General features: G+C 45.0%; 8 protein-coding genes and 2 pseudogenes. 4 read left to right on the forward strand and 6 right to left on the reverse strand.

Annotated elements, in window-relative coordinates:
• Position 1 precedes the first annotated feature (1 nt).
• The 4 genes from cobN to D0A34_20805 all read right to left on the reverse strand — a co-directional run bounded on the left by cobN (position 2) and on the right by D0A34_20805 (position 6,697).
• Positions 2 to 3,817 carry a cobaltochelatase subunit CobN gene (gene cobN / locus D0A34_20790; protein ID UNU20971.1) on the reverse strand — a complete coding sequence of 1,272 codons (3,816 nt, stop codon included), beginning with the start codon at positions 3,815 to 3,817 and terminating at the stop codon, positions 2 to 4.
• A 191-nt stretch (positions 3,818 to 4,008) separates the two neighbouring features.
• A complete protein-coding gene (locus D0A34_20795; GenBank protein UNU20972.1) occupies positions 4,009 to 4,869 on the reverse strand; it encodes an EamA family transporter in 861 nt (286 codons plus the stop codon).
• Positions 4,866 to 5,603 carry an ABC transporter ATP-binding protein gene (locus D0A34_20800; protein ID UNU20973.1) on the reverse strand — a complete coding sequence of 246 codons (738 nt, stop codon included), beginning with the start codon at positions 5,601 to 5,603 and terminating at the stop codon, positions 4,866 to 4,868. The genes D0A34_20795 and D0A34_20800 overlap by 4 nt, the downstream gene beginning before the upstream one ends.
• A gap of 281 nt (positions 5,604 to 5,884) precedes the next feature.
• Positions 5,885 to 6,697 (reverse strand): ABC transporter ATP-binding protein, encoded by an 813-nt coding sequence (locus tag D0A34_20805; protein UNU20974.1) that lies wholly within the window; start codon positions 6,695 to 6,697, stop codon positions 5,885 to 5,887.
• A 319-nt stretch (positions 6,698 to 7,016) separates the two neighbouring features.
• Between D0A34_20805 and D0A34_20810 the strand changes: the two are divergent.
• Positions 7,017 to 8,039: pseudogene (locus D0A34_20810) on the forward strand (HEAT repeat domain-containing protein).
• A gap of 429 nt (positions 8,040 to 8,468) precedes the next feature.
• Here D0A34_20810 and D0A34_20815 read toward each other — a convergent pair.
• The gene (locus tag D0A34_20815) at positions 8,469 to 9,392 is read right to left on the reverse strand and encodes a hypothetical protein (protein ID UNU20975.1); all 924 of its coding nucleotides are present in this window, start codon (positions 9,390 to 9,392) and stop codon (positions 8,469 to 8,471) included.
• Positions 9,393 to 10,355: 963 nt separating this feature from the next.
• On the opposite strand from D0A34_20815, the pseudogene D0A34_20820 reads away from it, so the two are divergent.
• Both D0A34_20820 and D0A34_20825 read left to right on the forward strand, forming a co-directional pair.
• Positions 10,356 to 10,696: pseudogene (locus D0A34_20820) on the forward strand (hypothetical protein).
• Between the two features lie 72 nt (positions 10,697 to 10,768).
• Positions 10,769 to 12,637 carry a tetratricopeptide repeat protein gene (locus D0A34_20825; GenBank protein UNU20976.1) on the forward strand — a complete coding sequence of 623 codons (1,869 nt, stop codon included), beginning with the start codon at positions 10,769 to 10,771 and terminating at the stop codon, positions 12,635 to 12,637.
• 195 nt (positions 12,638 to 12,832) lie between these two features.
• Here the strand turns inward: D0A34_20825 and D0A34_20830 are convergent, their stop codons facing one another.
• Entirely contained in the window at positions 12,833 to 13,468 is a 636-nt protein-coding gene (locus tag D0A34_20830) for a L,D-transpeptidase (GenBank protein UNU20977.1), read from the reverse strand.
• Positions 13,469 to 14,141: 673 nt separating this feature from the next.
• Here D0A34_20830 and D0A34_20835 point away from each other — a divergent pair.
• Positions 14,142 to 14,642 carry an autotransporter gene (locus D0A34_20835; protein UNU20978.1) on the forward strand — a complete coding sequence of 167 codons (501 nt, stop codon included), beginning with the start codon at positions 14,142 to 14,144 and terminating at the stop codon, positions 14,640 to 14,642.
• Positions 14,643 to 14,908: the final 266 nt, after the last annotated feature.

The following is a 14,908-nucleotide window of genomic DNA, read 5'->3' on the forward strand; positions in this document are numbered from 1 at the left end:
TTTATGTATGGGATTCGATGACTGCTTCGGCTTCAAGGGCGATCGACCTCAATTTATCCAATGTATCCTGGTTCGCACTCTGCCATAACCCCCGCTGACGAGCTTCTAGCAATCTTTCCGCCATATCTCGCAGTGCCCAAGGATTGTTTTCTTGAATAAATGTCTGCACTTTCTCATCAAAAATGTAAGCCTCTGCGATTCCTTCATACATAAAATCCTCTACACAATTTGCCGTAGCATCGTAAGCAAACAAAAAATCTACAGTTGCTGCAATTTCAAACGCGCCTTTATAACCGTGTCGCATGGCACCTTCTATCCATTTGGGATTCACAGCCCTGCTGCGATAAACCCGCGCAATTTCTTCTCTCAGTTGCCGCACTTTCGGATTTTCGGGAATCGAGTTATCTCCGAAATAGGTTTCAGGATTTTTGCCTTGCAAATTGCGAATTGCGGCAGTCATTCCGCCTTGGAATTGATAATAATCATCGGAGTCGAGGATGTCGTGTTCGCGGTTGTCTTGGTTTTGCAGAACTATTTGCATTTGGCCGAGGCGTTTTTCAAATGCTTCGGGTGCAGAACATCCCCATTCACTCTGTTTAACTCCTGCTACATCTCCCTGCAAATTTGAGGAACTAGAGGAGGTATAGGCGTAACTGCTCCAATTAATGTAAGCTTTTGCTAAATCGCTGTCGTCTGTCCAGTTTTGAGCTTCAATGATGCCTTGAAGTCCTGCGCCGTAAGCACCTGGTTTTGAGCCAAAGACTCGAAATTGCGATCGCCCTTGCGCCTCTTCCTGACTCAAACCTGTAGATTCCCAATACAAAATCTCTTCCTTAACTTGTGCTGCTAAAGGGTTGTTTTCTGGCGATTCGTCTAAATCGGCCACAGCTTTTACCGCACTGTCAAACAAATCAATTAAATTAAAAAAAGCATCGCGGAAAAAGCCAGAAATTCGCAAAGTAACATCAACGCGCGGCCGCCCCAAAACAGAAACTGGCAAGATTTCAAAATCTACAACCCGGCGCGAAGGGCCATCCCAAACTGGTTGAACTCCTATCAGCGCCAAGGCTTCGGCGAGGTCGTCTCCCCCTGTCCGCATGGTGGATGTTCCCCACACTGACAAACCCAAAGTTTTCGGATATTCGCCGTTTTCTTGGGTGTATCTTTCAATTAAAGTTTCAGCAGCAACTCTGCCAACTCTCCAGGCGGTTTCTGTGGGAATGGCGCGGATATCTACTGAGTAAAAATTGCGACCGGTGGGCAATACATCTGGTCGGCCGCGAGTGGGCGCGCCGGATGCGCCGCTTGGTATGTGCCGCCCATCTAGTCCGCGCAAAAGGTTGGTAATTTCTTGGTTTGTTTGGAGGAGTGAAGGTAAAAGATAGTTATTTATCCAGTCTAATTCGTGTTTAGTTGCTTCTCCTGTTTGGGAACTTATAACCGCAGATGAACGCGGATTAATGCGGATGTTTTCGATTAAATCATCTACTAAGTCAGCGGCTTTTTCTTCGAGTTCTGCTGTTAAATCGCCTGCTGTGCGGTGCTGAATTATCGACGTTGGATCGCAGGTTAAGGGGTCGAAATCGTAGCCTGAGTCTTCTGCTAGGGCGCGGGTTAAGCCCGATCGCCCGTTGGTGGGATGGCGGGCGATCGCAATTATCAAATCTCTCAACTGTCTACCTTCGGGACACTGCCCAAAAATGTGCAATCCGTCGCGGATTTGGGATTCTTTGAGTTCGCAAAGATAGCCGTCTGTGCAAGTGATAAATTCGGTAAATTCCGATTTATTTAGTTGTATTCCTAAGTCTTTATCTAAGTTTTCTTTGTTGGTGAGGGCGAGAATGCGATCGCGAATCATGGGCAATCTGGACGGATCTAAACTTTGGGCTTCGCAATACTCATCAATTAAGGTCTCCAACTGCTGCAAAGGCCCGTAGAGTTCGGCGCGAGTCATCGGCGGTGTCAGGTGGTCGATTATCACGGCTTGCGATCGTCTTTTTGCTTGGGAACCTTCCCCCGGATCGTTGACAATGAAGGGATAAAAATTCGGCATCGCGCCTAATGCTACTTCTGGATAACATTTGTTAGACAATGCTATACTTTTACCTGGAAGCCATTCTAAATTGCCGTGTTTTCCGGCATGAATTATGGCGTCAATTCCTAACTTTTCTCGCAGCCAATAATAGTAAGCGAGATAATTGTGAGTTGGTTCTAAGTCTGGTGCATGATAATTTAACGCGGGGTCAAGTTCATATCCCCGCGATGGTTGAATTCCTACAAATACATTACCGAACTGAATCCCCGGAATCGGAAAAGACGTATTGTTACTTATAAAATCTTGTGCATAGCTTCCCGGAAGCCCCCATCTTTTACAAATCGCATCTTGCACTTCCTGCGGCAAAGTAGCAAAATATTCTTCATATTCTGCCAAATCCAAAGATTGATGAACAGGCCGCAATTCGCGTCCTTCCGGGTCATTTGTCACCCCAGAAGTTAACAGTTCAATTAACTCGTTGCCGCTAGCGGGTAGGTTTTCAATTTGATAGCCAGCTTCCTGCATAGCTTTGAGGATTTCGACACAGCTAGCGGGCGTATCTAAGCCGACACCGTTGGCTAAGCGGGCGTTGCGGGTGGGGTAATTTGCCAGAATTATGGCAATGCGTCGGTTGGCGGCTGGGGTTTGTTTCATCTTCACCCAATTCGCGGTTAAATCTGCTACAAATGAAATGCGATCGCCCGCTGCTACATAGCCTACTACATCTGTTTCTAATTCGCTGTTCCAAGTCTGTACGGCTTTAAAAGAAACAGCCCTAGTAATGATTTTTCCGTCTACTTCCGGCAATGCTACATTCATCGCCACATCGCGGGGCGAAAGTCCCTGAAGTTCCGTTTCCCACTGTTCCAAACCGCCACCGCTGAAGATTGCTTGCAATACGGGAACGTCTAAGGATTTTAAGCTGTTTTGTGCCGGTTCTTGACTGCTGAAACCGGAGACTGCAAAACTTGTGGTGTTGAGCAATAATTGAATTGGTTCTGATTCTTTTGGCTGGAAATATTCCAGCAATTCTATTTGCAAATCCGGTTCCCGAAGAGAAGACACAAAGACGGGAACCGGTACTAAGTTTCGGTCTGCTAGAGCTTGACAAAGTGCATCAATTGGTGCTAAGTTTCCTGATAAGTAATGAGCTCGATAAAATAAAATTCCTACTTTAGATTTAGAAGTAATGTCCCCGTGTCCGCAAGTTGGAGACGATTCAATTTGCTTTTTCCAATCATAAATTCCGACGCGGGAAACTGTTTGAGGTAGGGGCGGATTATAAGCAGTTTTCAAGCAAGTATCGGCGGCAAATTTTAGTGCATTAATAAAGTTTTGGACTCCGCCTTCGGTGAAATAGCGCCAAAGTTGATTGACTGCTGACAGCGATACATTGGAATGGCTGATTAAATCGGGATCGGGACTGTCTTCTCCCGGCATTACAATCAGTGAGGCGTTAGTTTTTTGCACAGTTTCTCGCAGGATTTCTAACCCGTAAGACCAATAAGAACGCCCTCCTAACAGTCTTAAGATTATCACCTCTGCGTGTTCTAAAACTTCCTCGGCATAAGTATCAATTGTTAGTTGTTGCTGCAACTGAAGCAGGTTTACTGCGCGCACTTTGGGAAATTTTGCAGGCATTTTGGATGCCGCCGCTGCAAGAGTTTGAATGTCGGTGTCAGCAGCACTAATAAATACTATTGGTGCTGGGGTTTGCTGAATAAAAATTACTCCTTCTGCTTGAGGGTTCCAACCTCCTGGTGTGGCGGCTATTTTGTGCATTAATTTTTTTTATCTTAATAAATAGTGAGAGAAAGTGCGATCGCCTTGAGTATAACATGACTTATACATCAATAGAGGCGCGGGCTTGTTTCCCACCCAGACATCCCCGCCCAACCGAGAGAGGGCGAGCACGGGGGCACCGCCCCTACATTCGGCGAGAGAACGAGCGTCAAAGTCCCGGAAATCTCAACCTATAAACTGATAAATAAAACTCCCAAAATCATGATTCCCGCCCCTAAGAATCTTTGTTGAATATCTTTTTCCTTAAAAAGGAAATGACCGAACAATACACCCATTAACACGCTAGTACGCTTAATCGCGATCACTTGCACTACGAAAGCTAATGTCAAAGCTTGCATTTGAAAAATTATTCCAATAGCATTGAAAAACCCCATAGCAGCTAGCATTGGTAATTGTTTGAAAATTTGTCGCCCTGGATTTGGGGTTTTGTGCAATAAAACTGGCAGTAGCAACACACTCATAGTACCAAACAAAGAGAATACCCAAAAAATAGGGTTGGAATTTGTAACTCCTATTTTGTCAAAATTTGCGGCAATACTCCATAGTACTGCGACGATTAACATCAACTTGGGTCCGGGTTCATCCAGCAGTGCTTTGAATGGGGCTAAATATCCTTTAGATTTCTCTTTGATATTTAATAAATAAGAGCCTGCTACGATTAGTAAAATGCCAATATAATCAAAAAATTTGGGATATTCACCGACAATTAACGGTGAAGTTACCAACATGAATAATGGTGTCAAAGCTACCATCGGTAGTGTCAGGGATAAATCTGATACTTTGATGGCTTTGATGTAGAGGAGGGCTGTGACAGCGTTGATGCTACCTCCGATTAATAGGGCGAGCCAAAATTGAGAGTTTAATGGCGGAATTCCTGTATATAATACCCAGGGAAGCAAACAGATGACTGAAAAAAATGAGAGAGACCAAGCGACGACATATTCGTCACTTTTTTTGAGGTTTTGTTTGCCAAAAACGTCTTTGACAGCTTCAAAAAAAGCGGTCAAAATTCCCAAAATCAACCAACTCATCCTAAATATGCGCTCCTGACTCGCTCGTCGTTTAGCAAATCCGTTCCAATACCTGTGAGGGTAATATTACCAGCTTCTAGTACGTAACCCCGATCGGCAATTTGCAGTGCTAAACTGGCGTTTTGTTCGACTAAGAGAATTGTAACGCCTGTTGAGCGGAGGTTTTGAATAATTGCAAAAATTTCTTTGACGATCGCAGGTGCTAAGCCTAAACTAGGCTCGTCTAATAATAGCAGCTTCGGGCGACTCATCAGAGCGCGGGCGATCGCCAGCATTTGCTGTTCCCCGCCGCTGAGAGTTCCTGCTAGCTGGCGACGCCTTTCTGCTAGGCGCGGAAATATCTCAAATTGGCGCTCTAAATCGGCTTTTACTGCGGCCGAGTCCGATCGAATATAGGCCCCCAATTCCAAGTTACTCAACACCGTTTGCTGCGCCAAAACCCGCCGCCCTTCTGGACTGTGGGCGATTCCCAATTTCACAACTTCGTGAGCTTGGCGGCGGCTAATATCGCGCCCGCTATAAATAATTTGTCCTTGCCGCAAATTAACTATTTTAGAAATCGCTCTCAGGGTGGTACTTTTGCCCGCACCGTTGGCACCGATGAGACTGACAACCTCGCCTGCATTAATCGTGAGATTAATATTTTGTATCGCTTGAATTCCCCCATAACTTACAGAAACATTTTTGAGTTCTAAGAGGATGCTTTGGGTGGTTGTGGGTGAGCTATGTTGCATTTTGTGTGACTTGACTGTTGATAAAATTTTCTCTCTTTTGGCACAGTTCGCTAGTCGGTTAGTCCGCGACTCCGCCAGAGGTTTCAACCCCTGGCTCATAGCTGAAGTCCTCTTAATAGGACTGGGAGATACATTTAACAATAACTATTAATCTTACTCGTTCCCCCGCTCTGTCTGATAACGCAGAACCAGAGACTCTGCCTCGATTTTTTATGTTACCAAACGAGGCGGAGCCTGTAGATGTCGCTTCCCTGCCAGAGCCGGGGAAACATTTACAATTTTTACGTTTCATCTCCCAAATAAGCCTCAATCACCGCCGGGTCATTCCTCACAACAGCAGGTTTTCCCAAAGCAATAAGCTGACCGAAATGCAAGACGGCAATTCGATCGCACAACCCCATAACTAGCGGTACATGATGCTCGATCAATATTACAGTTAAATTGAATTGTTGGCGTACTTCTCGGATAAATTGGCTTAATTTGTGCTTTTCATTGGGATTCATCCCTGCTGCAGGTTCATCTAACAAAAGTATTTGCGGTTCTAAGGCTAAAGCGCGGGCAATTTCTAAGCGCCTCTGGTCGCCGTAGGGCAAGTTTTTGGCTTGTTCGCCCGCGCGATCGCCCAATCCGACTAAATCCAACAATTCTAAGGCTTTTCGCTGGGTTTGGCGTTCCATTGCGTTAGATGCTGGCAAGCCGAAAATCCCCGCCAGCACCGATAAAACTGGATTGCCCGATCGACTGTGGATGTGTCTGGCGATCGCCACATTTTCTAGGGCAGAAAGTTCCCCAAACAACCGGATATTTTGAAAAGTTCTGGCAATACCTTTATTAGCAATTTGATAAGGCTTCAATTGGGAAATATTTTCATTTTGATAAATCAGGTTGCCACTAGAAGCAGGTATCAGTCCAGTCATTAGATTAAATAGAGTTGTCTTGCCCGCGCCGTTAGGACCGATTAATCCAAAAATTTCGTGTTTTTCAACTGTAAAAGATACGTTGTTTACAGCAATTAAACCACCAAAACGACGAGTTAATCCTTGGGCTGCTAAAACAGGATTGCTTGTTGAGAGGGTAAGGGGTTCGGAAATCATAAACACATCATAGAACGAATATAAGATATCTATAGCAATCCTCGCATCATTTGTGAATTTCTTACTCCCGAGCGAGCGGGTTCAGGGAGGGTTGGGGTGCGGTAAAAAATTTACGACTCCTGCAAGGATTCCTATAATTATGCCTTAGACGGCGGAATGTTCTTAAAGTGGCGCTTTTTAAGCAGTATTTAGGGCGATCGATTTCACCACAGACAAGCACAAATTTAGATCGTCCGGAGTCCTGAAACAGTTTGATGAGAATGTATACACAATTATTCAAATGGCTGAGACGGCTCATCAAATACAAGGATTCTGGCCCATGACGAAGCACTACCGACAAAGATTAGTTGCCGTAATTGCCCTGTCGTTTCTATCTTTCACATCCCCTTTGCTGTTGACTCGCAATGCTGCGGCTGGAATTAAGGACGAACCCACAGCTAATCCCAAAGAGATTCCCTCCCTCACCGAGAAGTTAAAGAGTAACGATGAAACGGCACTTGATCCAGCTATTAAGCTGTTACGAAAAATAGGTGAACCAGCCATCCCTGATTGGATGGAAGCTTTGCAGGATCAGAATTTGTCAGTCCGCCAGAGTGCTGCTGAGGTTCTAAGACAAATTGCTCTTCCTGCTATTCCTGCCTTTGTTAAAACCTTGAAAGACTCAGATGTGTCGGTTGGTGCAGAAGCTAAAATTGCACTGCCGCAGCTAATTCGGTTGCTGAAAGACTCCGATGCAACTGTGCGTAGCCGTGCTGACTATGCTTTGGGAAGGATGGGTGCAGAAGCTAAAACTGCTGTGCCACACCTAATTCTGTTGCTGAAAGACTCCGATGCAACTGTGCGTAGCCGTGCAGCCAATGCTTTGGGAAGTATCGGTGCAGAAGCTAAAACTGCACTGCCGCAGCTAATTCTGTTGCTGAAAGACTCGGATGCAAAGGTGCGTAGCCGTGCAGACTATGCTTTGGCAAGGATGCGTGCAGAAGCTAAAACTGCTGTGCCACAGCTAATTGCCCTGCTTCAAGACTCAGATGTAACTGTGCGTAGTAGTGCAGCCTCTGCTTTGGGAAGTTTCGGTGCAGAAGCTAAAACTGCACAGTCACAGCTAATTTTCCTGCTTAAAGACTCCCATGTAAATGTGCGTAGTAGTGCAGCCTCTGCTTTGAATAAAATCCGTGCAAAAGCTTAAACTGCACTGCCGCAGCTAATTGTGTTGCTGAAAGACTCCAATCCAAATGTGCGTAGTAGTGCAGCCTCTGCTTTGGGGATGATTGGTGCAGAAGCTAAAACTGTTGTGCCGCAGCGAGTGGCTGTTGACAAGGTGGAATTTAGAGTTAAATACTGACAGAATCGGCCCTGATTATAGCAATATCTACATTAGCCAACCCGACCCGGATATTTACAAACAAATCCATGTGTTTGATGAACAATGTCCGGCTTTTACTTTCGTGAGCCCGGGAGTGGAGGGCGATCGAGCTTGGTGTTATTTCAAGAATGGTGTGCCGTCGCCAAGTCTGAGAGAAGGCAGGATTTCTAGTGTAAAACCAAGGCGTTAAAGAAAAACGGAAGCGGAATGTTCTTAAAGTTTCCCTTTTTAAGCTAAACTTCCCCCTACGGGGAAGTTTAACTCAACTTCCGAAGCGATTACAGAATTTCATCGACTAGAACACCACGGATGTAACCGTTCAGGGGGTTTAAAGCCAGACGTGAGAAAATCGCAGAGTCCGATTAAGGTAAGCCAGTTACATAATTCCTAAACCAATCCGGTTACAGGTTACTGCTGTGGACTTGGAATCTTGCTGAGAAATAATTCCTTAATCCGAGAATCGCGATCGTACATATGTATAACAGGAACAAGGCGATCGTCAACCATCACTTTGTCATCCTGAATCTCCCAATCTCCCTCATGATCTCCACACAGTGTGAGGACGGAACCACTCTTCAAATTATGTTTCACTGTTTGGTTACTGGGAAACTCATAGTTAATCACCTTATTGAACATTGCTTGATCTAGAGGCTTACGACGATGGCGTTGAGCCTCCACCACCATTAATTCAATTAATTGCATCATGAGATGGTTTCCTCCTAATACTGTCCCTGCACAGAGTATAGGTTTTCCCAACAGTTTTTCAAGAGTTGTTTTTCCATAAACAGAATTCACCCATTCACTATCTACATTTTCTGGAGTGGGCGGCCCAAAATAAATACCTGCTTCTTCAAAAACGTGAAGCTTACTAGAGTCTAAGTCCTCGAAGGGAGAAGCTTGGAAAACAACATCACGCACATCTGAAGTCATAACCATTCGATAACTGGAGTTAACCTTAAGGAATGTATGGTAAGTAATCCACCGACCTGCTAGCGGGTGAATCCAATTGGCAACCGTACTCCTATAATCCTCCTCTAAGTAGGTACGGTTAGAGCCTGAACTTAGTCGAATTAAAGCTTGCAGTCCCACCATCTTTGCGTGATAGATGAGATTTAGGATTTTTGAGCTAGTCACCCACTTCCACACATTTTCAATTGGTATAAGGGTAATATTTTTTTCTAGAGCTACCTTTGCGAACTCATCCCCTAAGGCATTAATAAACACAACAATATCAACTTTATCTGGATCACAATGCTGACGAGTTGATGCAACGAATCTGTAGAAATCATCGAATTTACAGTTGGTTGCATAACCCATTATTAAGTCTTTCATTGTTTGTTACCTCAAAATCAGTAGATGTAAACAGTAAAGATACTAACAGAGTCTTAATTGAGTCCGGGTATAGCCGTCTAACCGTTGACCCAAAACGCCTTCTGTGATTACCAAAAAGTTGGCATAGCCACCACTAATTGTGTCGCAGATATTGGGTAGCAGATGTATAATAAATGATTCCACTTAACTTACCACAAATAGCTCAGGTATGTCAACCTATTCTTACTGCCCGTCGTCATTTTTTTTGGTCGATCGAATTCGGCGCACCATCACACTCAAAAATCTGAGTGTTCGCACTTAAGAATGTGACCTGCATTACATAATCAAATACCTTATAACTCTCGAAAAAACTCTAAAAACCACCTTCAGAGCGAGGTGAGAATATTTATTAAGAAAAGCAGTGGGCGATCGTTATTTAGCAAAAATTTCCGGTGCAAAGGATACCAAATTTCTGTCACAACAAATCACATCGCGTTATAATGTAACAATTACCATACCGCCTGAATCTCGTTAAGATCTCGCAGGGATAATTGTATAACAATGTACATACCCGATTCGCCCAACGCAAACAAAAGTGCTGCTGACGATGTACGCTCTAGCAAGTGAAGGCCCGGATCTCCCAGGCTTGCTTGACGAATATCACCCGGGCAATCACAAAAGTTGTGCGATCGCTGCTTTATACCTAATTATCCAGGCGATTGCGTATTCTCTGCTAGCGATATAAATCTCTACTACGAATCCAATCATCCCAATTGGTACAAAAGACCCGATTGGTATTTAGTTGTCGAAGTTTGGAGAGTTTACCGAGACAGAGACTTGCGCCCAAGTTACGCCCTTTGGGACGAAGCCACAACTCCTTTAATCGTCATCTAATTTCGGTCACTAGGTAAGGAAGATGAAAATTTGGGGCTGACCGAATCGGAACAAAAAAAACCGCAGACTAAGTGGCAGATTTACGAGATAATTTTGAAGATTCTTTATTACTTTATTTTTAGCAAATACAACAACCTATTGAGAGTATTTCGGTTAGTTGGTAACCTTTACCGCGAACAAGTGTTAACAGGTTCTCGATTCTGGATACTGGAAATAAAGTTGAGTTTGGGTTTGTGGTAAGGTTCTTTCTTGGAACATCAGAGGTTGTGGCTGCGCTGGTATGATGTTAATGGCAATTTAGTTCTGACTCAGAAGAATTTGCAAGACAGCGAGCTCAATTGGAAAGGCAGCTAGCCGAATCTGAAAGTCAGCGGGCCAATCCATTAGCCGATCGACTGCGAGCAATGGGCATTAATCCAGATGAGCTGTAAAATTAAGTAGCAGCATGAAATGGTGCAAGCTGCAAGCGCTGTCCATAAAAATTTATTAACTAAAAATAACTTATGCCTGAATCTACCTCATTGCGCGATCGCTACCTAGCCCTAATCGACAAAATTGTCGAAATCACCCTCAAAGGTCAAATTCGCTCCAAAGAACAAGTTTATCAAATGCTGGTGCAAGACATTAGTACCGGTACTGGCGAAATCTTTGAACGCTGTTTCGGCGAACGCCTTGATGCCGCCGAAAATCAAGTCAGAAATGAAAAAGACGAAATCAAACAAGCAAAGGCAAATCGCACCCTGCGATCTCTCAAAACCATCCAAGGAGAATGGGAACGCTGGCAGAAAGATAACCGCGTCGATCGCGCAATTGCATCCTCAATCCAACAAATCGTTACCGCCGAATCTAACGCCCGCCTCCTGGCATTATTGCAAGTAATCGATCCGAATAAAGAACATCCGCTGACTCTGGCTCAATTGCAGCAATTGGCAAAATCCCTACACCAACAAATGCTGCAAACTGCCAATCCCGAAACCGAACAAGATTTGCAGCAAATCACCGCTGGTATTGCCAAAGGTTTAGAATCTTGGCAGCGTTTGGAACCGGAACTTGTGGGCTGGATTTATCAGCCGCAGCAGCTAGGATTTGCCGGTAGTCCCGAACAAAATGGGCCTTGGGCTTTTTGGGCAAAAAAAGTTAACAGTCCCTTTCCCCAGGCTCTTTTGAATACTATTGCAGTCGGTGAATCTGTAGTTCAATTCGCCGCCCAGCAATCGAGTTTAGATTTAGGCATCTTGGTGGAAGTGGCGATTATTTTGCAGTGCTTGCAACGGGCGTTGGCGACATGGTTTGATAAGCAAGTTTATGATTCCAAAGTTTCAACAAAAGCTTCAATTTCTACTTACATTACTTTTGCGGTAATTTGGAGTCAGCTAGCTAGTGGGTTTAATAATTCTACCAAGAGTGGCGAGCAGTTGGCAAATGCTTGTTTTCAAGTAACTTTGCAAATTTTGCGCGCTTTTTCCCAGCGGGAATACTTTCCGCTTTACGGGGGAATTTTTGCTTCGTTTGATGGTAAAGCGCTGCGGCATACTTTGGATTATTTAGACGAACCGCTGCGGCGAGTTGAAGGCACTCAAGCGAAAGCTCGGATTCTGACGCTTTTGGGTTATTCGATGCAGGCGGCTGGGGCCTACGAGCGATCGATCTTGCTGCACAAGCAAGCGCTGGAAATTGCCCGTACCGAAGGAGACAAAGCTTGCGAAGTTGCCAATCTCAATCACATCAGCCGCAACTATGTTGCTCAAAAAAATTATCAGGAAGCGATTAATTACAGCCAGCGGGCTTTAATTATGGCACGACAAGCGGGAGAAAGGCAAGGCGAGGCAAATGCCCTGGCTAATTTGGGTTACAGCGAAGTGTTTCAAGCGCGGCAGTTGGAGGAGGTGGAACCGGAGGTTTACGAGAGTGCGATCGGTTATTTGGAACAAGGTTTGTTGCTATCAGAAAAATTGGGCGATCGCCAAAGTCAAGCTTTTTGTTCCAGCAGTCTGGGTCTTGCTAAAATCGCCCTGGAAAATGCTGAAGCTGCGATCGAATATTTGCTCAAAGGTTGGCAAGCTGCTCAATTCTCAGGGGATTTATATTTGCAAGGTCTGAATTTGGCTTACTTGGCTCAAGCTTATTACAGAACCAACTCACTAGAAAAAGCGATATTTGCGGGCAGTTTGGGGATGTATACTTTGGAGCAAATTGGAGCGATGGAGTGGCGTCAATCGGCTGGTTTGTTGACAATTTTGCGGGGTCAAATGGGGGCGGAATCTTTTAAACAATCTTTGGCGAAAAGTCGAGCGAATATCATTCCGGCGATCGGTGTTGACGGCTACGATTACATCCCGGAGTTGCTGGAAAAATATCAGCAATCTATTTAACTCTTTGTGGAACAGGCCGGAAAGCCTGTTGCTGAGAGGGGTGCAAAATGTAAGTTTTAACTCACCCAATAGCTGCATTATCAATAAGTCTTTCATGGGCGGGCTCTCCTGCCCACCCCACAACCAAATTTAAGTCTTTGTGGAACAGGCATCTTGCCTGTTCATGTGTTTTTATGCACCCCAACCTCCAAATAATTAATGCTCCACAATCACCGGTGTGCCAACTGCGACTTTCTCAAATAAAGCCTGTGCGTCTTTATCAAACATTCTGACGCAGCCGTGAGAAGCCGCCCCCCCGATCGACTCTGGATTCGGAGTACCATGAAAACCAATCACATTCTTGCCATCCGTCCAAAACCCCATCCACCTACTCCCTAATGGATTGTCGGGCCCAGCAGGAATAAGTTCTCCTGTCCAAGGATTTTGCCAAACTGGATCTTTGATCATTTGCATAACTTTAAAATTGCCTGTAGGAGTTTCCCACCCGCCTTTTCCCACAGCAACCGGGAAACTGGCTTGCACCTTATTTTGTCGGTAAACATAGACGCGGCGTTCTCGCAATTTCAGCACTAAACGCACTTCCTCAATAGGATTTACCGCAGGTTTTGGTTCCTGGGGAATATAACGAAATGGTTCTCCCAGGGGCGGCAGTTCTGGGGTTCCGAGATTCGGCAATTTTGTCTCGGATGTGGGCCGCTGCGCTGCGATCGCACTATTACTTGAATTAGCCACCACTTCGGCCGTCGCCTGCTGCTGTAGGCCGACCGACAGCGCGGCTGCACTCAAGCTCAGTACAATTAACTTGTTAAACAAAAATTTGCTCTTCACCATTGTTTTGTTCGCTAAACTCCTCACCAGCAGTTCCTACAAAGTTCCTATCTAATTATCCGCCAACCGCACCCGAGGAGAAAAATTTTGAGATGGCTTTTTGACGGCCACTGCGCTGCACAGTGTTTAGTTGAAATTCCACCACTGATAACTTGTAACTCAACATAAAGCTTAGGCAATAATACTACGAAAAAAACAAGGTTTTTATAAGCGGCTCAGTGGACTTACGCAATAGAATGTCGTGATAAAACCCGGTTTATGCGTAAATATTGCCAGAAAATGATTAAATTATACCTCCGACTAATTTGATTTTTTAGCCATGACCGACTGGCGATCGAGTATTCAAACTATGGCGCTGCTGTATCCGGCAAGCACAATCTGTCTTTGGGTAGAGTTGCCCCCAGCAATAGTTAGGTTGGCGGAAAAAAACTGCTACGGTTGATCGAATAAACTCAATATATCACGGCAACACTCTAGAGATGCGAACCGCTGAACTTGTTGTAAATCGGGAACTTATGATGTAAAATTTAGTCTTTCAATACTTGTTCGATAATCTTTTTTTGAGATTGTCATAAATTTCCTACTCTGGGGATTAAACTGGATTAGGTATAGAGGTTGGGACTTTCGCGCAGCGGAAGCAAACCCGACCCTGAATAGCAGTTAATGTGAGGTTTCAATGCGTCTTCAGAACATCAAATTATTGACAGGTGCAACACTGTCGGTGGTAATTTCGGCGGTCTCAGTACATCCTGCGATGGCTAACCCTGCAACTCAAATAGCCCAAACGCAAACCACCACCACAGCAAACACTAGAACCATTGTCGGTTTTGTCAAAAGTATTGTCGGCGACGTAGTAACTATTCGCGAAGAAAGCGCGCCGTACAGGACTCTCAGGATTCAAAGATGCGTCCTGAGAATTATTGGCTTAGTACCGGGAATGAAAGTCAGAGCTACCGTCGCCGGATCTCAGATACAAAATATCGCGGTGATCCCCGATTATAAGGTGGTAGCCACAACGGTTGCTCGTCCCGCGACCCCAGCACCGGCACCGCGTCCGGCTCCTGAACCGGCACCGCGTCCGGCTCCTCGTCCGGCTCCGGCTCCGGCTCCGATTCCGGCTCCCCGTCCAATTCCGGCTCCTCGTCAGGCTCCGGCTCCTGTGAGAGGACTGTGGTAGAGCTAGGTTATACCATTTTCGATTTTCGATTTTCGATTTTCGATTAGAGAATTGCGAATGACCAAAAGCAATGTGGTCACAAGCCCCGTGATTCATTCGTGGAGCGAGAAAAAAGCTCGAATCCGGATCGCAAGCCCTCGGAGTTATCAGTGAGGTCGCTTTCTTCAATCTAAAATCTAAAATCTAAAATTGATTGACTGATCAAGCTCAAACTTTGGAACACTGGCCTACAGTTGGATTCTTTTTTGCAACTGGTATCAGTAAAT

Origin of the sequence: Microcoleus vaginatus PCC 9802, from assembly GCA_022701275.1 — a bacterium.
Taxonomy (GTDB): Bacteria; Cyanobacteriota; Cyanobacteriia; order Cyanobacteriales; family Microcoleaceae; genus Microcoleus; species Microcoleus vaginatus_A.